A 22987-nucleotide genomic window follows, 5' to 3' on the forward strand; every position below is an offset into this window, starting at 1 on the left:
TGAATACATCCCTATAACGTATGAGCGCCCCGATGCATAACACCACCACATTCACACGCGACCTTGTGTTTATCGGAGGGGGGCATGCCCATGCTCTGGTCTTGCGCAAGTGGGGTATGAACCCGCTACCCGGTGCCCGGCTAACGGTGATCAATCCAGGGCCAACAGCGCCCTATACCGGGATGCTGCCGGGTCATATTGCGGGGCATTATGACCGCGACACGCTGGAAATTGATCTGGTCCGTCTTGCCCGTTTTGCAGGGGCACGGCTGATCCTTAGCCATGCCACCGGTATTGATCGCGTTGCCAAAACTGTTTCTGTCGAAGGGCGCGCGCCGCTCTCCTATGATGTTGCCTCTATTGATATCGGCATCACGGCCCGCATGGATATCGACGGGTTTGCGCAAAACGCGGTCGGTGCGAAACCTTTGGACATTTATGCACGCGAATGGCGTGATTTTCTGGCGGCGGTTCAATCGGGGCAAAAAGAACCAAGCGTTGCGGTGATTGGCGGTGGCGTAGCTGGATGCGAATTGGCCATGGCCATGGCATTTTCCCTGCGCCAATCCGGCGCAAAGCCCCAAGTTACCGTGATCGAATCCGGCCCTGAAATATCAGGTGTCGGCGCCCCTGCCCGTGCAAAACTGGCCGCCAGTATGATCGATATGGGGATTACGTTTTTACCCCATGCACAGATCGAACGCATTGCGGCTGGCTCAGTCGTGATAAAGGATCAGCCTGCGGTTCAAGCGGCCCTTTGTGTTGGAGCGGCTGGTGCCTTCCCCCACCCATGGGTGGCGACAACCGATTTGCCCTTAGCCGAGGGGTTCATCGTGGTTGATCCTGATCTGCGCGTGAAAGGGGATGAGACCCTGTTTGCTGTCGGTGACTGCGCCCATATGCCTTTTGCTCCCCGCCCAAAGGCGGGTGTTTTTGCCGTTCGTGCAGCCCCAGTGCTGCATCACAACATGCGGGCAGTTCTCACCAATGGGCCGCTAAAACCATTCAAACCTCAATCTTCGTATCTCAAGCTGATTTCGCTGGGTGGCAAATCTGCGATGGCCGAGAAATACGGCTTTGCCCCTGCTGGCCCTTTGCTGTGGAAATGGAAAGACAAGATCGATCGCAGCTTTATGAACCAGCTCGATGAACTTCCCCTAATGGCTCAGCAGCTTCCCCCGTCTGAACGGGCCCTTGGCGCGGATGAGGCCCCCTCCCTTCCTCTTTGTGGAGGGTGCGGCGCAAAGGTTGGTAGTGAGGCGCTAAAGCAGGCGCTATCCGCGTTACCGCAGGCCCATGCGCCCGAGATTGTAACAGGAGCCGGTGATGACGCTGCCGTTATACGCCAATCAGGGGGTGGGTTTCAGGTAATCAGCGTGGATCACCTGCGCGCCTTTATCCTAGACCCTGTGCAAATGGCCCGTATTGCTGCGGTCCATGCGCTGGGGGATATCTGGGCTATGGGCGCGGCACCTCAGACGGCCCTCTCTAGCATCATCCTGCCGCGCATGTCGGCCGCCCTTCAGGAACGCACACTCAAGGAAATCAATGCGGCAGCGGGAGAAATTTTCGCCCAAGCAGGCGCAAGTATTGTGGGGGGGCACACCACAATGGGGGCCGAAATGACGATTGGTTTTACGCTCACAGGTACAAAAGCGGAAATGCCCCTTACCGTTGCAACCGCGCAAGACGGGGATGTTCTGGTTCTGACGCGCCCTATCGGCTCTGGCGTGATCCTTGCCGCCCATATGGCTGGCGCTGCCCCTGCTGCCACCGTGACAAAGGCCCTCGCCCAGATGGAACAGCCCCAGATCATCGCGGCAAAGGCGCTACAGCATGCCAACGCAATGACGGACACCACGGGTTTTGGTCTGGCAGGTCATGTGCAGGAAATCTGTAAGGCCTCGGGCCTTCAGGCCGAGTTGTGGCACAAGGAAATCCCGTTTTATGACGGCGCTCAGGCCTTGTCCCAAGCGGGCTTTCAATCATCCCTGCTCAGCGCGAATATTGCAGCGGCGCCAACCAGCGGCATTTCTGATCCCTTGCTGCATGATCCACAAACCGCTGGTGGATTGCTGGCCGCCTTGCCCAAAGCCGCCGCCGAACAGGCCATTTCCGAGATGGCCAAGCAAGGCCAAGAAGCCGTTATCATTGGCCAGCTCACCCGTGGGGAGGCTGCGATCAAAGTCAGCTAAATTGCGCGTGCAATTGTATTGCGGCGTGGTGCAGCCCGTCATCGTCTAAACTCGGCAATGTGGTGGCCATAACGGGTGGTGCAGCGCGTGCCTGAGATTTCGCATAGCGCGGATCGTAATGCTCTTGCATCAGTTGCGCGGCCAAACGGGGCCAATCGCCCGCCTTGGCCAGCGCGCGCCAGCTGTCGATATGGGCGGCAGCATGGTAAGGCCGCAACTGATCGATCAAACCGACCAAACCCTGAGGATCATCGATCAAATCACGATAGGCCGTGGCAAGGAACCTGCCGCGCTCTGCCAGCGCGGCTTGTACCTCTATCCGAGGGGCCGCGCGCATTGCGTGCCACAGCATCGGCGGGATCACCCGCGCGCCGATCTTGTTACTTTCCGCCTCAACCCACGTCAGCTTGGCAGGGTCCAAGCCGCTTAGCGCTGCGGCAAGGCGCGATTCAAACATCTTTTGCGCGGGTTGTCCGCCTTTCATGGCCCCGAACAAGGAACCGCGATGCTGGGCCATCCCCTCCAGATCCAAAACCTGCGCCCCTTGGGCGTGCAGGTGATGTAAAAGGGCCGTCTTGGCCGTGCCTGTTCCGCCAGAAATCAGCATGAGCCGATGTTGAACAGGCGCCGTATACAAGGCCTCGCTCACCTTGCGGCGATAGCTTTGGTAGCCGCCTTCGATCAAACGAACGCGCCAGCCGACCTGTTCCAAAATTGTCGCAAACGACCCTGATCGCTGCCCCCCGCGCCAGCAATAGACCAGCGGCTGCCAATCCCCTTGCTGTGCGGCCAAGGGCCCCTGCAAATGCTGCGCAACATTCGCCGCCACCAAAGCGGCCCCGATTTTGCGCGCGCGAAACGGGCTGTCCTGAACATAGATCGTGCCCACCTCGGCCCTTTGTGCATCACTTAGGACAGGTAGGTTGATCGCACCTGGGATGTGATCCTGTGCAAATTCGGCAGGGGCGCGCACATCGATGATCGTATCGGCCCCGATTTCGGCGATAGATGATAGCGACGTAAGGGTTTCCCTGATCATCTCTTGCTCCGAGGGTAAGTTACATCTGTTCTACTGCACCCTGTGAAGAGGTCTAGCGCAAACAAGGCGCAAATGGCAAACGCCCCCGCTTTGCTGGCACGTTAGATCGTGACCGCGTCCAGCAGCTTCTGCCGCTCGGTTGAGGCTTTGTCACTGCTGAGCGTGACCTCCCCCCGTTTCAGAACCACAAATTCATCGCCCAGATCAAAAGCAAAATCAAAGAACTGCTCAACAAGGATGATCGCCATATCGCCGCGATCCCGTAAGAAGCGGATCACATCTCCGATCTGTTTGATGATGTTTGGCTGAATACCCTCTGTCGGCTCGTCCAGCAGGAGCAATTTGGGTTTGGCAACCAAAGCCCGCGCAATCGCCAACTGTTGCTGCTGCCCGCCCGACAGGTCCCCGCCCCGCCGGTGGCGCATTTCCTGAAGGACGGGAAACAGTTCAAAAATCTCGTCAGGGACCATCCGCTCGGCCCGATCCAGACAGGCATAACCAGTTTCAAGGTTTTCGCGAACCGTCATCAAGGGGAACACATCCCGCCCTTGGGGCACATAACCGACCCCTTCGCGCGCCAGTACATGGGCACGTGCGGATTGCGCGATGGCATGGCCGTCCAGCGACACAGTGCCACCAGATCGCGGGTGGGCCCCGCAAATCGCTTTGAGCAGGCTGGTTTTCCCCACGCCGTTTGACCCCATAAGGCAGGTCACCTGCCCCAAGTTCGCCGACATCGAAACGTCATGTAAAATCTGCGAGTGACCATAGTGCAGGGTCAGGTTTTCGACATTCAGCATAGTTCAACGTCCCAGATATACATCAATAACTTCGGGGTTTTGGGTGACATGGTCGATCGACCCTTCGGCCAAAACAGACCCTTCGTGCAGCACAGTCACTTTGCAATTCAGGCGGCGCACAAATTCCATATCGTGTTCTACCACGACAACAGCGCGTGTTTTGGCCGCCTCGACAAGGATCTCGGTGGTCTTTTCACGCTCGGCCAATGTCATCCCTGCTGCGGGTTCATCTACCAACAGCAGCCGCGGATCTTGGGCCAAAAGCATGCCGATCTCGAGCCATTGCTTTTGACCATGGCTTAGCTCGCCTGCTTTGCGGGCCAGCTGATCGGTCAGGCTGATCTGCTCGGCCAAGGCTTTGATCCGCGCAGCGCCCTCGGCGGTTTTGCGGTAAAAGAGAACCTCGAAAGGGCCGCGCGGGTTTTTCAACGCCATGGCAAGGTTTTCGCGCACTGTTTGTTCTTCGAACACGGTTGGTTTCTGGAACTTACGGCCAATGCCTTCGCGGGCGATCTGGCTTTCGGATTTGCCAATCAGCTCGATTGATTTCTCACCCCATAGGATGCGCCCTTCATCCGGTTTGGTCTTGCCCGTGATGATATCCATAAAGGTGGTTTTTCCCGCACCATTCGGCCCGATGATCGCGCGCATTTCAGGTTCGGCAATTTGAAAGGCCAGATTGTTGATCGCCTTAAACCCGTCAAAGGAAACCGAGACGCCCGAAAGCTCAAGAAGCGTATTCATGATGCGTCCCTCTTTAGCTTGTCAAAGATCATGCCAATGCCCCCTGGGAAGAACAGCGTCACCGCCACAAAGGACACACCAAGCAGCACAAGCCACCAATCGGTCCAGTGGATCGTGTAAAACCCGAGATTAACGTCAGGCGCGCTGCCGCCCGTGAACCAGCTGGACAGCAGCGATACAAAGGCCGTCCCGATCACCGCACCATAAAGCCGCCCGCGCCCGCCAATCGCCACCCATACCGCAAGATAGATAGAGGCAATCGGCGCGATTTCGGCGGGGTTAATGATCCCTGCTTGGGGATAATAAAGCGCCCCTGCAATTCCCGCGACAATAGCGGTAAGGGTAAAGACAAACAGCTTGTAGCTTTCCACTTGATACCCAAGAAATCGCACGCGGGATTCATCATCGCGAATAGCGCGGATAACACTGCCCATCTTGCCTGTCAGAATACGGGCAAACAGGACATAGCCCAGCGCCAAGGCAACAGCAGAGGCCCAAAAGAAGCCCATGGAAACGACCGATTGCGGCACGCTTTCAAATCCGGGGATGTTTTGCAGGCCGGACAGGCCATTGTTGCCGCGCAGACCGCTGTCGTTCTGGAACAGGTAAAGGGCCAGCGCCAGTGTCATCGCTTGGGTCAGGATCGACAGGTAAACGCCCGTCACACGCGACCGGAACGCAAGCCAGCCAAAGATCAGCGCCAATAGCCCCGGCACCAGAACCACCATCAGCGACTGCAACAGCAGGCTATGGGAAAATGCCCAGATCAGCGGAAATTCGGACGCGCCCACCACACCAAAGATTTGCGTGGCGATGGCATCGTTTATTTCGGTTGGGGTTGGGGGGATGACCCGCTCGGCCAAGTTTTGCGTCACGATCGTTTCGGTACGCGCAAACATCAGCCACATGCCCACCGCATAGCCGCCAATCCCGAAAAACGCGAAATGCCCCAGCGAAAGGATACCGCAATAGCCCCAGACCACATCCATCGCCACCGCAACAAGGCAAAGGCACAGCACCTTACCCAAGGTTTTGACAAAAGAGGTCGAGATAACCCCCGCGCCTGTGGCCTCGGACAACAGGGTAACCGCTAGCGTAAAGAGGCCAAGACAGGCAAGGAACCAAAGGACAGAGGGGTTATCGGCAAAAAAGCTCTTGCGCATGGGATCAATCTCCTGCTGCGCGGCCTTTGAGGGCGATGATGCCCTTTGGCCGGAATTGTATAAAGAGGATGATAAACAGGATCATATAGGTCTGCGCCGCCAGCGTGTTCGACGGGTTGAGCCATTCAACCCCTTTTTGGAAGGTGCCGATCATCGCCGCCCCCGCAAGCGCCCCCCAGACATTGCCAACCCCGCCGACAACAACCGTCATAAAGGATTGCACGATATAGTCAGAGCCCATTTCAGAGGTCACTTTGGCAAAGAGACCAATCGCAACACCCGCAATCCCCGCGATGCCAGAGCCAAGCCCAAACGTCAGCATTTTGATTTTATCCGGATTGATCCCCATAGAGGCGGCCATGCTGGGGTTTTGAGTGACTGCGCGCACCTCCAGCCCCAGACGGGTTCTTTTCAGAACAAACAAAAGCAGCCCAAGAAACACCAAAGCCAAGATAAAGATCGCAATGCGGATATAGCTGATCTGTACCACGTCATTGATGATCCACGCGCCATCCAGCCACCCCGGAGAGGTCAGCGGGCGCGCCTGCGTGCCAAAGATGTTCTTGGCCAGCTGCTGAAGGGCCACGGAAATCCCGAAAGTCGCCAGCAAGGTTTCTAGCGGGCGGTTATAAAGCCAGCGGATCACCAGCCGCTCCATCGCGACACCTGCGGCAAAGGTCACGATAAAGGCCAAAGGCAGCGCCACGATCAGCGAGGCGGTGTAATTGGGCACAAAACTTTGCACCACATAGCCAGTATAGGCGCCCATCATGATGAATTCGCCATGGGCCATGTTGATCACCCCCATCACACCAAAGGTGATGGCGAGGCCAACAGCAGCAAGGAAATAGATCGAAGCCAGCGAAACCGCATCAAGGCTTAGATCAAAGAACTGGTTCACGCCAACCCGCGTTTGCACAGCCGATTGCGCGATCAAAGCGGCCTCGGTGACCTTGCTGTCCTGCTCTAGATAAACCTTGTGGATTTTGTACAGCTTAAGGGCATCATCCACTGCGGCCTCGGTGACCCGTTCAGGCACCACGCCCTGCGCGGCAAGGGCATCATAGGTCTCTACCCGCAGTTCCAGATCATCCAGCTGGGCCACCGGCACCCCCGCGATCTTCCCCCCGTCAACATGGGCTTCAAGGGCAAGGCGCAGCTCATTTTCGCTGAGCAGCGGCGTTAGGCCAGCCTCCTCGACCAGATATGAATAAGCCTCTTGGCGGGTGATGTCTTGGCCGACGATCAATGTCTTGGCCAGATTGCTTTGGGATGCGCCCTTTGACACTTCAATCTTGCTTGCCAGAATTTGCGATAAAGTGGCTCGGCCCTCGACGCTCAGGTCTTTTGCGATGCCTTCAATCGCGGCGATGCGCTGTGCGCTATCCTCTGAGAACCGCGCCCCAAGGTAGTTTGCCAGCTTTTCTTTGCGCGCCTTCAATGCGGCGTCGGGTTCTTGCGCGATAGAGCCAAGCAACGGAGCCAGCATGCTTCCCACCATATTGCGTGCAATCGCGTTTACGGCATCTTTGCGGCGGTTCAGGTCGGGGTCGCTTAGTTGAAACTGCACCAATGCCGAGGCGATTTCTTTACGAACGCCGCCATTGGGTTTGATTTGTTTAAGGGATTTCACATCCTCTACGGCAACGGCGCCACCCGTATCGGGATCTATAAACCCCAAAGTGCCATCCGTTTCCTCCCCATAAAAGAACAGCCCGTCATCCTTGCGGTTATAGACCTTTTTCTCCTGCCAGTTTTCCAAAAACTGCGGCACGTTCGGCAGACCCGATGTCACCAAAGCCTCTAACAGCGGGCCAACCGTCTTGCGCGAAGGCTTTGCCACCACTTTCTGGTGTTCCTGCAACAGGTTTTGCAGGTCTTGGGCGTGCACGGTTAACGGCAGGCACAACAGGGCCAGCACAAAGGTCAAAATACGGATCATGGGGGAATGCACCAATTAAAGTGAGGCCAAGGCGAAAACGCCGCCTTGGCCGGATTTTACGAGATCAGATTAGTAGTTGGATTTGATCTGTACGCAGGAGTTGGTTTCCGTGTTGTACATACCGCATTCCAGATCTTTCCAATCGGATTTGAGAACCGCGGAAGCAGGCAGGAAATCTGTCCATGCATCACCTGGAACTTCGGCAGTTTTCGAGATGATGTCGAACTGGCCATCGGCCTGAATTTCACCAATCAGAACCGGTTTCGCGAGGTGGTGGTTTGGCAACATTACCGCAGTACCGCCTGTCAGGTTTGGAAACTCCTGACCATACATCGCGCTGCGCACCGCATCCACATCTGTGGACCCTGCTGCTTCAACCGCGTTCACCCACATGTTGAAACCGATGTAATGCGCTTCCATTGGGTCATTGGTCACACGATCTGCGCCTGCATAGGCTTTCCATGCATCGATAAATTCAGCATTCGCATCGGATTCTGCGGATTGGAAGTAGTTCCAAGCGGCCAAGTGACCTTCGAGGTTTGTTGTGTCCAGACCAGACAGCTCTTCTTCGCCAACCGAGAAGGCAACAACCGGAATATCGTCTGCCGAGATGCCCGCCGCTGCCAGCTCTTTGTAAAAGCCGATGTTCGCATCGCCGTTAATTGTCGAGATAACGCCAACGGATTTACCGTCTTCACCCAAGGCCACAACATCCGCAACAATCGTTGCCCAGTCGGAATGGCCAAACGGCGTGTAATTCACAAAGATATCGTCTTTTGCGATGCCGTTATCCTGCAGATACTGCTCGAGGATGTTGTTGGTGGTACGTGGGTAAACATAGTCAGTGCCGAGCAGCGCAAACTTTTCTACGCCCAATTCTTCGAGGAAATAGTCAACCGCTGGGATCGCCTGCTGGTTTGGCGCGGCGCCTGTGTAAAATACGTTTTTGGAGGACTCTTCGCCTTCATACTGAACAGGGTAGAACAGCAAGCCGTTCAGCTCTTCGATCACAGGCAGAACGGATTTACGCGAAACAGATGTCCAGTTGCCAAAGATCACATCGACTTCGTGTGTTGTCAGCAGCTCACGCGCTTTTTCGGCGAACAGTGGCCAGTCCGAAGCAGGGTCAACAACAACCGCCTCTAGGTCACAGCCCAGAACGCCGCCTTTGGCGTTTTGCTGTTCAACCAGCATCAGCATCGTGTCTTTCAATGTGGTCTCAGAAATCGCCATGGTGCCAGAAAGCGAATGCAGAACGCCCACTTTGACGGTGCAATCCGCTGCCATAGCTGCGGTGCCTGCAATGGTGAGCGCAGCTGCGCTGGTCAGGGTTTTGGTGAATTTGATCATTTTAACTCCCCGCGGAGCGCACGCCGCATTGCACGAATGCACATGAAAGCGTAGCCTTATCTCCGCAACGTTTGTTGCATTTCGTGTGGCGGCCTCTTCGAGGTCCAATCGGTTGGCCGTCACACACCCAATCCCCTCCAACGCGCGAATGCTCATCAGAAGGTGGCAACATGAAGGGATGTGTCCGCTTTGGTTTCAACGACGGAGGGCGAAACGCGGCCCCCTCAATCTCGAACGCCTAATTTTTAGGCTATAATTCTAACGTTCGGTTAATTTTTACTCAAACCCAGCGTTCCGCAGCCTAATTCTGCCCCAAACTAATCACTTCTGGCGCCCATTGACCAAAGATGCAGCAGAACCAATACAGGAATCAGGCCATCACCGCGAAAGCTGCACATAAGATCGAGACCGCCATTGGGCCCGTCCCGCGCACCAAAGGCACGCTCATGCTGTCTTCGAAACGGGTGGAGGGCACAAGCGGCATCAATCGCTTTCGCACATCTGGCGCGATGAAGGCCCTGTTCCCGCGCGCTGATGATCTGCAGGCCATTCTGATCAATACATCTGGTGGGCTGACGGGGGGCGATCAGATTGATATCTCGGCCAGCGCCAGCGAGGGCAGCACGCTGACCTTAACCACGCAGGCGGCGGAACGGGCGTATCGTGCCCACAGCGGGCGCGCCCGCATGACGGCAACGCTTCAGGTTGAGGCAAATGCCCAGATCAACTGGCTCCCCCAAGAGATGATCCTTTTTGAAGGTTCCGCATTAGACCGCCATCTGACGGTCGATCTGGATCAAGGCGGGCGTTTCCTGATGGTGGAACCCATCATCTTTGGCCGCGCAGCCATGGGCGAAACCCTGACATCGGTTTCGTTCAAAGACCGCGTTCGGATCAACCGCGGCGGCAAGCCGCTATATTGGGACGGGCTTGATCTGGATGGGGATACAATGCGCCACCTGTCGCGCAGGGCTGTGGCTGGGGGGGCGCGCGCCATGGTGAGCCTTGCCTATGTCGCGCCCAATGCTGAAACCCATCTAGAACCCCTGCGCAACGCGCTGCCCGCAACAGGCGGATGCAGCCTGCTGGGGCCAGACCTCCTTACCCTTCGCCTCATTGCTGCAGACGGTTTTGAGATGCGGAAAACCCTGATGCCCATTCTGGAGCGGTTGACGAACGACCAGCTCCCCACGTCATGGAGACTTTGACAAAATGAACCTCACCCCAAGAGAAAAAGACAAGCTTTTGGTTGCCATGGCCGCCGAGGTCGCCCGCAAGCGGCTGGCCAGAGGCGTCAAGCTGAACCACCCCGAAGCCATCGCCCTCATCACGGATGCGGTTGTGGAAGGGGCGCGCGACGGTCGTTCTGTTGCGGACATGATGGAGGCAGGTGCCGAAGTCGTCAGCCGCGATCAATGTATGGATGGCGTCGCAAGCATGATCCACGAAGTCCAAGTCGAGGCCACCTTTCCCGATGGCACGAAATTGGTCACCGTTCACAACCCGATCCGCTAGGAGATTCCCAATGAAATTCGCTTTGCCTTTGTTTTTGCTCGCCTCTCCTGCCCTTGCCCATACTGGCGCCCATCTGCACCCGCATGGTTCTGAAAACTGGATCATCGGCGCCCTCCTTGTGGGGACATGTTTCACCGTTCTTGCCGCTAAACGGCTGAAAGCTGCCCGTGCGGAGAAACGCTCATGAAGCCTGGTGAAATCATCCCCGCCGCGGGCGAATTGGTCCTGAATGCGCAGGCCGAGGCCATTACGCTAATGGTGGCCAATACTGGTGACCGCCCTGTGCAGGTTGGCAGCCACTATCACTTTGCCGAGTCCAACCCCGCGCTGGATTTTGATCGCGATGTCGCCCACGGGCGCAGATTGGACATTGCTGCAGGCACTGCCGTTCGTTTTGAACCCGGACAGCGCCGCGAAGTCCAGCTGATCCCCTTTAGCGGGGCGCGTAAAATCTATGGTTTCAATCAAAAAGTTATGGGAGCGCTCTAATGCCAGCAACCATCAAACGATCCGATTATGCCGCCATGTTTGGCCCTACTGTCGGGGACAAGGTCCGTCTGGCTGACACCGACCTGATCATCGAAGTCGAACGCGACCTCACCGCCGAGCGCGCAGGCGCGGCGCTAACGGGTGGCACTGGCCAGAACGCGCTGGCCTATGGTGAAGAGGTCAAATTCGGCGGCGGCAAAGTCATCCGCGACGGCATGGGGCAATCCCAGATCACTCGCGCCGAGGGGGCCGTTGATACGGTCATCACCAACGCGCTGATCGTCGATTACACGGGCATCTACAAAGCCGATGTAGGGCTACGCGATGGCCGGATTTACAAAATCGGCAAGGCTGGAAACCCCGACACCCAACCGGGCGTCGATATTATCGTAGGTCCAGGCACCGAAGCCATTGCTGGCGAGGGGCGTATCCTGACGGCAGGCGGATTTGACAGCCACATCCACTTTATCTGCCCCCAGCAGATCGAAGATGCTTTGCATTCGGGCCTGACCACCATGCTGGGTGGCGGCACTGGCCCTGCCCATGGCACCTTGGCCACCACCTGCACCCCGGGGCCTTGGCACCTTGGGCGGATGATGCAATCGGCTGATGCCTTTCCGATGAACCTTGCCTTTGCGGGCAAAGGCAATGCCAGCCTGCCCGCCGCCTTGGAAGAACAGGTGAAAGCGGGCGCTTGCGCGCTAAAGCTGCACGAGGATTGGGGCACCACCCCTGCAACGATTGATTGCTGCCTGTCTGTGGCGGATGCCATGGACATTCAGGTGATGATCCACACCGATACGCTCAATGAATCCGGTTTTGTCGAAAACACCGTTGCCGCAATGAAAGGGCGCACCATTCACGCGTTCCACACCGAAGGGGCTGGCGGCGGGCATGCGCCCGACATCATCAAAATCTGCGGCGAAGATCACGTTCTGCCCTCCTCCACAAACCCGACACGCCCCTTTACCGTCAACACCATCGAAGAGCATCTGGACATGCTGATGGTCTGTCACCACCTCGATAAATCCATCCCCGAGGACGTCGCCTTTGCCGAAAGCCGTATCCGGCGTGAAACCATCGCCGCCGAGGACATCCTGCACGACATGGGCGCGTTTTCGATCATCGCCTCAGACAGTCAGGCCATGGGCCGCGTTGGCGAAGTATTGATCCGAACGTGGCAAACAGCGGATAAGATGAAAAAGCAGCGCGGACGCCTGTCTGAGGAAACCGGCGACAACGACAATTTCCGTGTGCGCCGCTATATCGCAAAATACACCATCAACCCGTCCATTGCCCATGGGCTCAGCCACGAAATCGGCTCGATCAGCGAAGGCAAACGGGCTGACCTTGTCCTGTGGGACCCTGCGTTTTTTGGGGTAAAGCCGGAGATGGTATTGATGGGTGGCAGCATTGTTATGGCGCAAATGGGCGACCCGAATGCGTCGATCCCGACACCTCAGCCGGTCTATTCACGCCCCATGTTCGGCGCCTATGGCCGCTCGGTTGAAAACTCGGCCGTTGTCTTTGTTTCTGAGGCCGCGCAAAGCGAGGGCATCGGCGACAAGCTAGGTCTTGCCAAGAAAACTTTGGCCGTGCGCAACACGCGAACCATCGGCAAATCCGATCTCAAGCTGAATGATGCCACGCCAGAGGTTGAGGTAGACCCCGAAACCTATGAGGTGCGCGCGGATGGTGAGCTGCTCACCTGCCAACCTGCAACCGAGCTGCCCATGGCGCAGCGTTACTTTTTGTATTGAGGCGGCTATGACAACACTCCCTTTGGCTCAAACCCTGCACCGCCATTCCCATGCCGCGCATGCAGATACGATCACCCTGCCCTATGACGACCGGTTTTTGCGGCGCAAACGGCTGGACACGGACGGCGGCCTGTCCTTTGTTGTCGATCTTGAGAAAACCCAATCGCTGGATCAAGGCGATGCATTGGAGCTATCCGATGGCCGCCTGATCGCGGTCAGGGCAGCCCCCGAGGCGGTTTTATCTGTGACAGGCGACAACCTGCAACGCCTTGCATGGCACATCGGCAACCGCCACACGCCCTGCCAGATCGAAGCAGACAGGCTGGTGATCATGAACGACCCAGTGATCAAACATATGTTGGAACATCTGGGTGCAACGATTGTGGAAACCACCGAACCCTTCACGCCCGAGGGCGGCGCCTATGGGCACGGGCGCACACATGCGCACGAACACGGCCATTCCGCCCATGCCCATTGACCCCAAGCTGCTCACCCTGACCCAATGGCTATCCCCTGCCTATCCGCTGGGTTCTTTTGCCTTCTCTCATGGTCTGGAGCAGGCGGTTCACAGTGGCTGGATCACAGACGCAGCAGAGCTGCGCGAATGGCTAGAGGATATCGCGCGGCACGGCGCGGGGCATTCTGATGCCCTTTGGCTTCGTTTGGCCTATGAGGCCGAGGGCGCGCAGGCGCTGCACATCCTGAACCAGCAGTGCCGCGCCTATGCCCCCTGTCACGAGCGTTTGCGCGAAGGCGAAAGGCAGGGCCAAGCCTTTGCGCGGATCACGTCACAGGTTTGGGACATGGAGCTTCCCGCTTATCAGTTTCAAATCGCGCTGGGGCGGGCTGCAAAGCTGGCGGATTTGCCCGTCGACGAGGTGATCACCCTTTTCCTTCAGGCGTTTCTGGGCAATCTCGTCTCTGCGGCGCAACGGCTGATGCCGCTGGGGCAAACAGGCGCGCAATCCGTACTGGCCCAGCTGAACGCCGTTTGCATTGACGTTGCGCAAAAGACCGACGGCAAGGGCCTTGATGATATCTCGGGCAGCGCCTTTCTTTCTGACATATCGGCCATGCGGCACGAAACACTTGAACCAAGGATTTTCCAATCATGACAAAGATGAACGGCCCATTGCGCGTAGGCATCGGGGGGCCTGTTGGTGCAGGCAAAACCACGCTGACCGCGCGCTTGTCAGAGGTGCTGAAAAACCAGCTCTCACTCGGGGTGATCACCAATGACATTTATACGCAGGAAGATGCCGAAGCCCTGATGCGCATGCAAATCCTACCGCAGGATCGCGTTATTGGGGTCGAGACGGGCGGCTGTCCGCATACAGCCATTCGCGAGGATGCGTCGCTCAACCTTGCGGCGGTGGCCGAAATGCAAGACCGGCACGCAGACCTAGAGATGGTGCTGATCGAAAGCGGGGGCGATAACCTGTCGGCAACCTTTAGTCCCGAACTGGCCGATGTGACGATTTATGTGATTGATGTAGCCGCTGGCGAGGAAATCCCCCGCAAAGGCGGGCCTGCGCTGACGCGATCCGACATCCTGATCATCAATAAAACCGATCTGGCACCCTACGTTGGCGCCTCTTTGGACGTGATGCAGCGTGATGCAGAACGCATGCGCGAAGGGCGTCCGTTCCTCTTCACCAACCTCAAACAATCGGTAGGTGTGGGCGAGGTGATTGAATGTTTGGGGCATCTTTCCGGATTGGAGCTCGCCTCGGCGTAAGGCCTGTGCCAACAAGGCATCCCTTGCCTTGGCCAGCCCTCTGGAAAAGGCGGGCATGCGTCAGGGACCTTAGGCTAAGGCCCCTGACACGGATCACATCCTAGTTGCCCTGCGTGGGCAATAAGCGCGTCATTGGACATCGCCCTTTGCAACGGCAGCTGCAACTTGGGCAATTTCGGCGTCGGAGAGGCCGTATTCCTTGGCCGCTGTTTCGGCCGAGATATAGCCACGGGCCAGATCCCGCTTGACCAGTTCAACAGGACGATCCGCTGGCGCGCCATAGCCCGCGCCCCCTGGGAAGGCCATGATCACACGTTCGCCATGTGGGACAAATTGTTTGCCCTTTACGTGCATCTCGGCGCCATCGCTGCGAACGATGGTTGTGTTCGCGCCGTTTTTGCCACCTCTGCGCCCCCTTGCGGGGTGTTCGCCACGGTCGAACATGGCTTGGATGTCAAACTCGTGCCCTTCTTGCGCGCCGACTTCCATGTATTGGCCCAGTCCACCACGGGTTTTACCAGCGCCACCTGAATCGGGCCGCAATTCTTTGCGCCAGATGATCACGGGGCCTGCGTGTTCAGTTGCCTCAATCGGCATGGTCATCACACCCGATGGGAAGGCCGTTGCGTTCAGCCCGTCATGTTCTGGCCGCGCGCCAGAACCGCCAGAGTTAAAGGTCAGCACCTCGGAACGGCGGGCGTTTGCAGGTGCAGGCGCATCCATACGGGGGCGTAGGGAAACTTGGAAGTTGCACAAACACCCTGCCCCTTCGGCAGGAACCAATCCCGGCACGATTTTGTCAAAGGCATCGTAAACCGCATCAGGCACAAAGTGCCCCACGATGTGGCGCAACGCGACGGGTGCGGGATGCACGGCGTTAACGATGGTGTTTTCAGGTGCGGTGATTTCAAACGGTGCCAGCGAGGCGGCATTGTTCGGGATTTCGGGCGCTATCGCCACTTTCAACGCATAACACGCATAGGCTTTGGCATAGACCAGCGGGCAGTTGATGCCTTTTTTGTCGACGCCCGTGGTGCCGGTAAAATCCGAGACAATCTTGTCGCCCTCGACGCTCACCTTGACCTTTAGGGTGATCGGGCGGTCAAAACCGTCCATTGTCATCTCGCCCTCAGCTGAGGTTTGCGGCAAGGCTGCGATGCGTTCAATCGTGGCGCGGCGGGAGTTGTCCAGAATGAATTCGGCAATACCCTCAAGGCTCTCGAGGTCGAATTCCTCCATCATGTCGATCAAACGGCGGTGGCCGATTTCATTGCACGTTGCCAAAGCATAAACATCGCCAATCAGCTGGTCGGGCTCGCGCACGTTGCCACGGATGATACACACCAGCGTCTGGTCCACCTCGCCCTTGTCAGCAAATTTCATGATCGGGATGTACAGCCCTTCTTCATAGACCGATTGCGCGTCGGCCCCGAAACCACGCCCGCCAATATCCACGATATGTGCCGTACAGGCGAAAAATCCGACCAATGCACCCTTGTGGAAGGACGGGGTGACCATGGTGATGTCATGCAGGTGGCCTGTACCTTCCCATGGGTCGTTGGTGATATAGATATCCCCTTCCATGATGTTTGGGCGGCCAATCCGGCGGATGAAATGCGCCACCGCATCGGCCATGGCATTCACATGCCCCGGCGTGCCGGTGACAGCTTGGGCCAACATCTGGCCTTGCGTGTCATACACCCCCGCCGACAAATCCCCCGCTTCGCGTACCGATGTGGAAAACGCGGTGCGCACCAATGCTTGGGCCTGCTCTTCGACAACCGAGATCAGGCGGTTCCACATGACCTGATAGGCGACTTTTGAATGTTCCGTAGCCATCGATTTATCCCTTCTTCACAACATCAATGCAGCCATCAGGCTGGCGCACCGCATCCCGACTGGCGGGCACGATGATGGTGGTTTCATCCTCGACAACGGCGACAGGCCCTGACGCCCGTTGACCCGCTGGCATATCAAAGCGGTTCACAATCTGCGCATCGAGGTATTTGGCGGATGCCGCATCAAACAATTGGCGCGTGCCTGCAGGCTCTGCCGCCTCGGCACCTGTGGTTTCATCCATCCGCGCAACCTGTTCTGGCGGCGTGGTTGCATTCACCGACCAAACGGTAATCTCGATATCCATGCCTTCCACGGGGCGGCCAAACAGCTTGCTGTAATCTTCGATAAACCGCGCCTCAAAGACGGCAGCATCGGGGTTCATCGCCTGCTCTTCGCTCAGTTCAATCGGGATTTCCCAGCCCTGCCCCGTATAACGCATATAGACTTTGAACTCGGACAGGATCGGGCTGACCTCATCACAGGTGCGTACAAAACCTGTCGCCTCTGCCTTGAGGTCGGACAGCAAGGATTTGATCCGCTCGCCGTCAAAATCGGACAGTTTCATGTAAACAGATCGGTTCGCCTCAAAGCTGAAAGGCGCCCGCAAGAACCCGATGGCCGAGCCAACCCCAGCCCCTGGTGGCACCAACAGGCGATCAACACCCAGCTTTTCACAAAGGCGCCCAGCATGCAGCGGCGCCGCGCCCCCGAATGCGATCATTGTGTATTCGCTTAGGTCTTCGCCGTTTTCTACCGCGTGAACGCGCGCAGCATTGGCCATGTTTTCATCCACCACCTCAGCCACACCAAAGGCCGCCTCAACCGCGTCCATATCCAGAATATCGCCCACGTTTTTGTTCAACGCGGCTTTTGACTCCTCTGGGTGCAGTTTGATCGAGCCCCCTGCAAAGTTATCCGGATCAAGTTTGCCCAAGACCAGATCGGCATCCGTCACGCCGGGGCGTTCGCCACCCCGGCCATAACAGGCCGGACCAGGCTCGGAGCCGGCGCTTTCTGGGCCGACGCGGATTTGGCGCATGGCGTCGACATGGGCCAATGATCCGCCCCCTGCGCCGATCTCGACCATGTCGATCACGGGGATCGAGATGGGCATGCCAGAGCCTTTTTTGAAACGGTAGGTTCGGGCGACCTCAAAAACACGTGACGTTTTGGGCGTTTGATTTTTGATCAGGCAAATCTTGGCCGTGGTGCCGCCCATGTCGAATGAAAGCACCTTGTCCAACCCATAGCGCGCCGCGATATGGGCCGCAAAAACCGCGCCCCCCGCAGGACCGGATTCAACCAAGCGCACAGGGAAATCCGCCGCGTTCTGGATCGAGATAATCCCACCACCCGAATGCATCAGGAAGATACGGCAGGATACGCCCTCCCCTTTCAGGCGATCCTCAAGACGGCCCAGATAGGAGGCCATCAGTGGTTTGATATAAGCATTGGCTACAACGGTGTTAAACCGTTCGTATTCGCGCATCTGCGGGCTAACCTCGGATGAGATCGAAACCGAGACATCGGGCAGTTTTTCTGCCAGCACTTCGCGCACTAACTCTTCATGCGCGGGGTTAAGGTAGGAGTGGATCAGCCCCACTGCGACGCTTTCAAATCCGGCCTCGGCGATCTTTTCGACAACGGCCTCGACCTCGGCGCGATCCATATCGATCAAGACCTCGCCATTCGCATCAACCCGCCCTGCCACAGTATAGCGCATGTGCCGCGGCAACAGCGGATCAGGCAGGTTGAGGTTCAGGTCATATTGTTCAAACCGCGATTCCGTTCGCATTTCGATCACATCGCGGAAACCTTCGGTGGTGATCAGTGCCGTTTTGGCGCCGCGCCGTTCAATCAACGCATTCGTGGCAAGCGTGGTTCCGTGAATGATCTGCCCAATGTCAGAGGGCGACACGCCCGCTTTCTTGCAGACCTGATGCATCCCGTCGATGATCGCGTTTTCAGGCGCCGCATAGGTCGTCAGAACTTTTGTTGAAAAGGACGCGCCGTCTTTTTCTAAAACAACGTCAGTGAAAGTACCGCCGATATCGACGCCAAGGCGAATGGATGTTGATGCCATTTCGGGCTCCTGCTGGATGTTACAGGGTTAGATGGCCTGAAAGAGGGCGGATAATCAAATTGATTAATCTTCTCACCCTAATCAATTTTATTTATCGCGCGCGCATTCATCGCGAGGCTTGCGAGCTGGGCGGCTTTTTTCACGTAAAGACCTGCCCGTGATTGCGCATAGCGCGCATAAAAAGACAAAGGATCAGGCAGCCAGCCTGTCTGGATCTGATACAGCTTGCCTGTTGCAATCTCACGCTCCACCAACCGCTCTGGCAACATCCCGACCCCCATCCCCTCGAGGACCATGGGCAAACAGGCGGATAACGCACTGGAATGAACGATCCGGTCTCGCGGCAGCCCGCGATCTGCTGCCATCTGATGCAAGGACGCGCAGGCCTGTGTATGTTTTGCATGCGTTAAAATCGTAGCATCAAATAATTCCTCGATGCCTGCCGCCGCGTCTAGCGCCGAGGATAATTCTGCACTTGCCACCCAACAATATGCCTCTTGGCCGAGGGGTTCACTGGCAAAACTGGCTGATTTAAAGGGCTCTGTTTGCAACGCAAGGTCCAGCTGCCCCTCCATCAAGCGGGCATCAATCGCGGTGGAAATGTCGACCTCCAGCTGAATGCGCAGATTGGGATAGGCCTCTTTGATCAACCGCAGAAAATCCTGCAACCACGTGCAAGCGACCAGCTCGGTCACCCCTAGCCTTAGGGTCTCTTCGATCAAATCCTGCCGAGCGGCCTCTTCCAACAGCGCCTCACCAGCCCACAAAACGTCACGGGCCTTTTGCAACAGCTTTTCGCCCTTGGCCGTCAATCTGACAGAGCCTGAATCGCGGATCAACAAAACGACATTCAGCGTAGATTCCAGCGCGGCTATGCGCGCCGAGATGTTGGGCTGCGTTGTGCCCAACGCCGCGGCTGCTGCGCGAAAGGTGCCAGTATCCACCACAAAGGCAAATGCTTCTAGTTGCTTTAGGGTTATCTGGCTTTTGATCATCTGCGCCTCACTGATCGCTTTTTCTGATCCAGCTTACCTTTTTGCATCAAAACGGCAAACCACAAGCGACCCAATGCCGATAACAATCGGGCGCAGCCGCAAACGCTGCGCGCCAGACGATATATTCAAACTGTTAGAAGAAAGAAGTGGTGCGGGTGAAGGGACTCGAACCCCCACGCCATAGGCGCCAGAACCTAAATCTGGTGCGTCTACCAATTCCGCCACACCCGCATGGGGGCCTACATACTGTCGACTGCGGTGGTGTCAATGGGCTCAGGCATAGTTCCTGACCTTCAAAGCAAAGAAATTTAAAGAATTTCCCTTTTTACTCCGCCACAGGCCCCTTTTCTTGGGCTTTTTGGGTTAGGTGGCATCGCCGCCTCCCCCGGGTTGCAACAAACCCTGCCAAGTTTTTTGGAGCGCAAATGAAATTAGATTAATTGGGATTCAAATGAGCCATAGATAACCAACCGATCTCCCGCCTCAAAAAACACAACTCAAGACCGGATCAATCACCCCCTCAAGCGACTGTTTTTGCTTGAATTTTCCAAAAGACAAATCATACCTTCCGCGCAGAAGAGAAAAGCCAACATTTATGACTCACCTTTAAAACTCTCTCAAAAAGAGCAAGACATTTACTTTTTTTTGTCATATTCTGCTGGATAACCTGAGGCAGGTTTAGACAATAAAAGTGAGACGCCCATGAAACCGAATACGGTCGGGTGCGTTAGTGGAAAAACTCCACAAACGGGCCAATATGCGCCTTATGCAAACCGCGATACTGGATTGCTAAAAGGCACCACACTGCTGACACTCGAAGGCGAAATGCCTGTCGAATTTATCAATGTCGGCGACAAAGTAATTACACGTGACAGCGGCATCACCCGCATCCTGCACATCCAGCGCTCTACGCGTTTGGTGCATACCATCGAATTGGCGGCTGGCTCTTTGGGCCACACACGTCCGGAACGGGATGTTGTGCTGGCTGGCGATCAGATGTGTTTGATCCGCGACTGGCGCGCACAGGCGATGTTCGGTGCGGATCGCGCACTGGTTGCTGCGCGCACCTTGGTTGACGGCGAATTCATTCGCGACCAAGGCATGCAAGAACAGACATTGTTCCAGTTCTTCTGTGACGGGCCGCATATTCTATATGCGGATGGTCTGGAAGTTAGCACAGCCGACGGCGCACGCGCCCGTGGTCAGGTACTTCACGCCGCCTAAGCAAAGCCTATTGTCTATTCCTATGAACCCCGGCAGCGCCCGGGGTTTTTCGGGTTGAGCCAGCACACTCGGCCCCCCCCCTGCGACAGCACCAAGTTGAGCGATTCAATTTAGATTAATTTTTAATCGTTGAGCTTACTTTTTAGTCGCCACGCCTCTAAAAGCATCGTAATTCCACAAGTGGTAGGTCATGGCATCTGGATTCCTGCCCATCGCAATGAAATTGACGACATCAAACTGGCATGAGGAGGCCCTACGGTGAAAAAGATCGAAGCGATCATCAAACCATTCAAACTCGACGAGGTGAAGGAAGCCCTTCAGGATGTCGGCGTTCAGGGTCTCTCAGTTATCGAGGTTAAGGGTTTTGGCCGTCAAAAGGGTCACACCGAACTTTACCGTGGCGCGGAATACGTTGTCGACTTCCTCCCCAAAGTAAAAGTCGAAATCATTTTGGACGACGACCAAGTTGACGCAGCCATCGAAGCAATCGTTGCTGCCGCAAAAACCGAAAAAATTGGTGACGGGAAAATCTTTGTTTCCCCCGTCGAGCAAACCATTCGCATCCGCACCGGCGAAACCGGTTCAGACGCCCTGTAATCCACACAACCGACAATTCGAAAAAGTAGAAGGACATAGCCATGAGCGCTAATGCAGACCTGATCAAACGCATCAAGGACGAGGAAATCGACTATGTCGATATCCGTTTCACAGACACACGCGGCAAGCTGCAGCACGTGACAATCGTCAACGATCTGGTAGACGAAGATTTCCTCGAAGAGGGCTTCATGTTTGACGGCTCCTCCATCGCGGGTTGGAAATCCATCGAAGCATCCGACATGAAACTGATGCCCGACGCGTCCACAGCCTATATCGACCCCTTCTATGCTGAAAAAACAATCTGCATCCACTGCTCTATCGTTGAGCCAGACACAGGCGAAGCTTATGAGCGTGACCCACGCGGCACAGCACAAAAAGCCGAAGCATACCTGAAGTCTTCCGGTATCGGTGATGTTGCCTACATGGGCCCAGAAGCTGAATTCTTCCTGTTCGACAACGTCAAGTTCTCCAACAGCATCAACAAAGTATCCTACGAAGTTGATGCGTCTGACGCGTCTTGGAACACAGACACAGACTATGAAATGGGCAACATGGGCCACCGCCCTGGCCTCAAAGGCGGCTACTTCCCCGTCAACCCAACAGACGAATCCCAAGACCTGCGTGCTGAAATGCTTTCCACTATGAAGCGTTTGGGCATGAAAGTTGACAAGCACCACCACGAAGTGGCCTCCTGTCAGCACGAGCTGGGCCTGATCTTTGGTTCCGTGACCGAACAAGCGGACGAGCTGCAGAAATACAAATACGTGATCCACAACGTGGCGCATGCATACGGTAAATCCGCAACCTTTATGCCAAAGCCAGTCTATGGCGACAACGGTTCCGGCATGCACGTGAACATGTCCATCTGGAAAGACGGCAAGCCACTCTTCGCAGGCGACAAATACGCCGACCTGTCACAAGAAGCGCTGTATTTCATCGGCGGCATCCTGTCCCACGCAAAAGCACTGAACGCTTTCACAAACCCATCCACAAACAGCTACAAGCGTTTGATCCCGGGCTTTGAAGCACCAGTTCTGCGCGCCTACTCTGCACGTAACCGTTCCGGTTGTGTACGTATCCCATGGACAGAATCCCCCAAAGCCAAGCGCGTTGAGGCACGTTTCCCTGATCCAGCAGCCAACCCATACCTGTGCTTCTCTGCACTGTTGATGGCTGGCCTTGACGGTATCAAAAACAAGATCGATCCAGGCGAAGCCATGGATAAGAACCTGTATGACCTGCCTGCAGAAGAGCTGGCCGATATCCCAACTGTTTGTGGTTCCCTGCGCGAAGCGCTGGACGAGCTGCAAAAAGATATGGACTTCCTGCTGGCTGGCGACGTGTTCACCAAAGACCAGATCGAAGGCTACATCGAGCTGAAGATGGAAGAAGTGCACACATATGAGCACACGCCACACCCAGTTGAGTTTGGCATGTACTACAGCTGCTAATTGCACTGACATAGTTTTGGAAAGGGCGTCCCAATCGGGCGCCCTTTTTTTGGTCAAGCTCCA

21 protein-coding genes and 1 tRNA gene are annotated in these 22987 nt (G+C 56.4%); 12 read left to right on the forward strand and 10 right to left on the reverse strand.

Translation table 11 applies throughout. From position 1 onward, the window contains the following. Window positions 1-20: 20 nt before the first annotated feature. Complete coding sequence (gene selD, locus Z948_RS0101950) at window positions 21-2195, forward strand: selenide, water dikinase SelD (RefSeq protein WP_245604537.1); 2175 nt, start codon at window positions 21-23, stop codon at window positions 2193-2195. Here selD and mnmH read toward each other — a convergent pair. The 6 genes from mnmH to urtA all read right to left on the reverse strand — a co-directional run bounded on the left by mnmH (window position 2188) and on the right by urtA (window position 9233). After that, window positions 2188-3234 (reverse strand): tRNA 2-selenouridine(34) synthase MnmH, encoded by a 1047-nt coding sequence (gene mnmH / locus Z948_RS0101955; protein ID WP_037951723.1) that lies wholly within the window; start codon window positions 3232-3234, stop codon window positions 2188-2190. The two genes, selD and mnmH, sit on opposite strands and share 8 nt — an antisense overlap. Before the next feature lie 101 nt (window positions 3235-3335). Beyond that, window positions 3336-4034, reverse strand: a complete 699-nt coding sequence (gene urtE, locus Z948_RS0101960) for an urea ABC transporter ATP-binding subunit UrtE (protein ID WP_025057898.1) — start codon at window positions 4032-4034, stop codon at window positions 3336-3338. A 3-nt stretch (window positions 4035-4037) separates the two neighbouring features. Next, a complete protein-coding gene (urtD, locus tag Z948_RS0101965; RefSeq protein WP_025057899.1) occupies window positions 4038-4778 on the reverse strand; it encodes an urea ABC transporter ATP-binding protein UrtD in 741 nt (246 codons plus the stop codon). Then, a complete protein-coding gene (urtC, locus tag Z948_RS0101970; RefSeq protein WP_025057900.1) occupies window positions 4775-5941 on the reverse strand; it encodes an urea ABC transporter permease subunit UrtC in 1167 nt (388 codons plus the stop codon). The genes urtD and urtC overlap by 4 nt, the downstream gene beginning before the upstream one ends. A 4-nt stretch (window positions 5942-5945) precedes the next feature. Then, the gene (urtB, locus tag Z948_RS0101975) at window positions 5946-7883 is read right to left on the reverse strand and encodes an urea ABC transporter permease subunit UrtB (RefSeq protein ID WP_025057901.1); all 1938 of its coding nucleotides are present in this window, start codon (window positions 7881-7883) and stop codon (window positions 5946-5948) included. Between the two features lie 69 nt (window positions 7884-7952). Next, window positions 7953-9233, reverse strand: a complete 1281-nt coding sequence (gene urtA / locus Z948_RS0101980; RefSeq protein ID WP_037951719.1) for an urea ABC transporter substrate-binding protein — start codon at window positions 9231-9233, stop codon at window positions 7953-7955. 347 nt (window positions 9234-9580) lie between these two features. Here urtA and Z948_RS0101985 point away from each other — a divergent pair, with 347 nt between their 5' ends. The 8 genes from Z948_RS0101985 to ureG are packed head-to-tail and all read left to right on the forward strand — an operon-like array spanning window position 9581 to window position 14735. After that, the gene (locus Z948_RS0101985; protein ID WP_245604538.1) at window positions 9581-10441 is read left to right on the forward strand and encodes an urease accessory protein UreD; all 861 of its coding nucleotides are present in this window, start codon (window positions 9581-9583) and stop codon (window positions 10439-10441) included. Window positions 10442-10445: 4 nt separating this feature from the next. Then, window positions 10446-10748 (forward strand): urease subunit gamma, encoded by a 303-nt coding sequence (locus Z948_RS0101990; RefSeq protein WP_025057904.1) that lies wholly within the window; start codon window positions 10446-10448, stop codon window positions 10746-10748. A gap of 10 nt (window positions 10749-10758) precedes the next feature. Beyond that, the gene (locus Z948_RS19060) at window positions 10759-10935 is read left to right on the forward strand and encodes a hypothetical protein (RefSeq protein ID WP_169736152.1); all 177 of its coding nucleotides are present in this window, start codon (window positions 10759-10761) and stop codon (window positions 10933-10935) included. Beyond that, window positions 10932-11237 carry an urease subunit beta gene (locus tag Z948_RS0102000; RefSeq protein ID WP_025057905.1) on the forward strand — a complete coding sequence of 102 codons (306 nt, stop codon included), beginning with the start codon at window positions 10932-10934 and terminating at the stop codon, window positions 11235-11237. The genes Z948_RS19060 and Z948_RS0102000 overlap by 4 nt, the downstream gene beginning before the upstream one ends. After that, a complete protein-coding gene (gene ureC / locus Z948_RS0102005; RefSeq protein ID WP_025057906.1) occupies window positions 11237-12997 on the forward strand; it encodes an urease subunit alpha in 1761 nt (586 codons plus the stop codon). Before Z948_RS0102000 ends, ureC begins: the two co-directional genes overlap by 1 nt. Before the next feature lie 7 nt (window positions 12998-13004). Further along, complete coding sequence (locus Z948_RS0102010; RefSeq protein ID WP_025057907.1) at window positions 13005-13475, forward strand: urease accessory protein UreE; 471 nt, start codon at window positions 13005-13007, stop codon at window positions 13473-13475. Continuing rightward, window positions 13438-14112, forward strand: coding sequence for an urease accessory protein UreF (locus tag Z948_RS0102015; protein WP_245604539.1), 675 nt, complete (start codon window positions 13438-13440; stop codon window positions 14110-14112). The genes Z948_RS0102010 and Z948_RS0102015 overlap by 38 nt, the downstream gene beginning before the upstream one ends. Further along, a complete protein-coding gene (gene ureG / locus Z948_RS0102020; RefSeq protein WP_025057909.1) occupies window positions 14109-14735 on the forward strand; it encodes an urease accessory protein UreG in 627 nt (208 codons plus the stop codon). The genes Z948_RS0102015 and ureG overlap by 4 nt, the downstream gene beginning before the upstream one ends. 129 nt (window positions 14736-14864) lie before the next feature. Here ureG and Z948_RS0102025 read toward each other — a convergent pair whose 3' ends face one another. The 4 genes from Z948_RS0102025 to Z948_RS0102040 form a co-directional block, all read right to left on the reverse strand. Continuing rightward, window positions 14865-16574, reverse strand: coding sequence for a hydantoinase B/oxoprolinase family protein (locus tag Z948_RS0102025; protein ID WP_025057910.1), 1710 nt, complete (start codon window positions 16572-16574; stop codon window positions 14865-14867). Between the two features lie 4 nt (window positions 16575-16578). After that, window positions 16579-18657 carry a hydantoinase/oxoprolinase family protein gene (locus Z948_RS0102030; protein WP_025057911.1) on the reverse strand — a complete coding sequence of 693 codons (2079 nt, stop codon included), beginning with the start codon at window positions 18655-18657 and terminating at the stop codon, window positions 16579-16581. Window positions 18658-18734: 77 nt separating this feature from the next. Then, window positions 18735-19652 (reverse strand): LysR family transcriptional regulator, encoded by a 918-nt coding sequence (locus tag Z948_RS0102035; protein ID WP_025057912.1) that lies wholly within the window; start codon window positions 19650-19652, stop codon window positions 18735-18737. Between the two features lie 147 nt (window positions 19653-19799). Continuing rightward, window positions 19800-19883, reverse strand: a tRNA-Leu gene (locus Z948_RS0102040). 471 nt (window positions 19884-20354) lie between these two features. Here Z948_RS0102040 and Z948_RS0102045 point away from each other — a divergent pair. From Z948_RS0102045 to glnA, 3 genes are all read left to right on the forward strand, one after another. Further along, window positions 20355-20876, forward strand: coding sequence for a Hint domain-containing protein (locus Z948_RS0102045; protein WP_025057913.1), 522 nt, complete (start codon window positions 20355-20357; stop codon window positions 20874-20876). Between the two features lie 258 nt (window positions 20877-21134). Next, a complete protein-coding gene (locus Z948_RS0102050) occupies window positions 21135-21473 on the forward strand; it encodes a P-II family nitrogen regulator (protein WP_025057914.1) in 339 nt (112 codons plus the stop codon). Between the two features lie 41 nt (window positions 21474-21514). Further along, complete coding sequence (glnA, locus tag Z948_RS0102055) at window positions 21515-22924, forward strand: type I glutamate--ammonia ligase (protein WP_025057915.1); 1410 nt, start codon at window positions 21515-21517, stop codon at window positions 22922-22924. The last annotated feature ends 63 nt before the right edge of the window (window positions 22925-22987 follow it).

It is taken from the genome of Sulfitobacter donghicola DSW-25 = KCTC 12864 = JCM 14565 (genome assembly GCF_000622405.1).
In the GTDB taxonomy this organism is placed as follows: Bacteria; Pseudomonadota; Alphaproteobacteria; order Rhodobacterales; family Rhodobacteraceae; genus Sulfitobacter; species Sulfitobacter donghicola.

Coding starts and splice junctions, on each gene's coding strand:
- selD (WP_245604537.1), top strand. CDS start 21: ATGAGCGCCCCGATGCATAACACCACCACATTCACACGCGACCTTGTG.
- mnmH (WP_037951723.1), bottom strand. CDS start 3,234: ATGATCAGGGAAACCCTTACGTCGCTATCATCTATCGCCGAAATCGGG.
- urtE (WP_025057898.1), bottom strand. CDS start 4,034: ATGCTGAATGTCGAAAACCTGACCCTGCACTATGGTCACTCGCAGATT.
- urtD (WP_025057899.1), bottom strand. CDS start 4,778: ATGAATACGCTTCTTGAGCTTTCGGGCGTCTCGGTTTCCTTTGACGGG.
- urtC (WP_025057900.1), bottom strand. CDS start 5,941: ATGCGCAAGAGCTTTTTTGCCGATAACCCCTCTGTCCTTTGGTTCCTT.
- urtB (WP_025057901.1), bottom strand. CDS start 7,883: ATGATCCGTATTTTGACCTTTGTGCTGGCCCTGTTGTGCCTGCCGTTA.
- urtA (WP_037951719.1), bottom strand. CDS start 9,233: ATGATCAAATTCACCAAAACCCTGACCAGCGCAGCTGCGCTCACCATT.
- Z948_RS0101985 (WP_245604538.1), top strand. CDS start 9,581: ATGCAGCAGAACCAATACAGGAATCAGGCCATCACCGCGAAAGCTGCA.
- Z948_RS0101990 (WP_025057904.1), top strand. CDS start 10,446: ATGAACCTCACCCCAAGAGAAAAAGACAAGCTTTTGGTTGCCATGGCC.
- Z948_RS19060 (WP_169736152.1), top strand. CDS start 10,759: ATGAAATTCGCTTTGCCTTTGTTTTTGCTCGCCTCTCCTGCCCTTGCC.
- Z948_RS0102000 (WP_025057905.1), top strand. CDS start 10,932: ATGAAGCCTGGTGAAATCATCCCCGCCGCGGGCGAATTGGTCCTGAAT.
- ureC (WP_025057906.1), top strand. CDS start 11,237: ATGCCAGCAACCATCAAACGATCCGATTATGCCGCCATGTTTGGCCCT.
- Z948_RS0102010 (WP_025057907.1), top strand. CDS start 13,005: ATGACAACACTCCCTTTGGCTCAAACCCTGCACCGCCATTCCCATGCC.
- Z948_RS0102015 (WP_245604539.1), top strand. CDS start 13,438: ATGCGCACGAACACGGCCATTCCGCCCATGCCCATTGACCCCAAGCTG.
- ureG (WP_025057909.1), top strand. CDS start 14,109: ATGACAAAGATGAACGGCCCATTGCGCGTAGGCATCGGGGGGCCTGTT.
- Z948_RS0102025 (WP_025057910.1), bottom strand. CDS start 16,574: ATGGCTACGGAACATTCAAAAGTCGCCTATCAGGTCATGTGGAACCGC.
- Z948_RS0102030 (WP_025057911.1), bottom strand. CDS start 18,657: ATGGCATCAACATCCATTCGCCTTGGCGTCGATATCGGCGGTACTTTC.
- Z948_RS0102035 (WP_025057912.1), bottom strand. CDS start 19,652: ATGATCAAAAGCCAGATAACCCTAAAGCAACTAGAAGCATTTGCCTTT.
- Z948_RS0102045 (WP_025057913.1), top strand. CDS start 20,355: ATGAAACCGAATACGGTCGGGTGCGTTAGTGGAAAAACTCCACAAACG.
- glnA (WP_025057915.1), top strand. CDS start 21,515: ATGAGCGCTAATGCAGACCTGATCAAACGCATCAAGGACGAGGAAATC.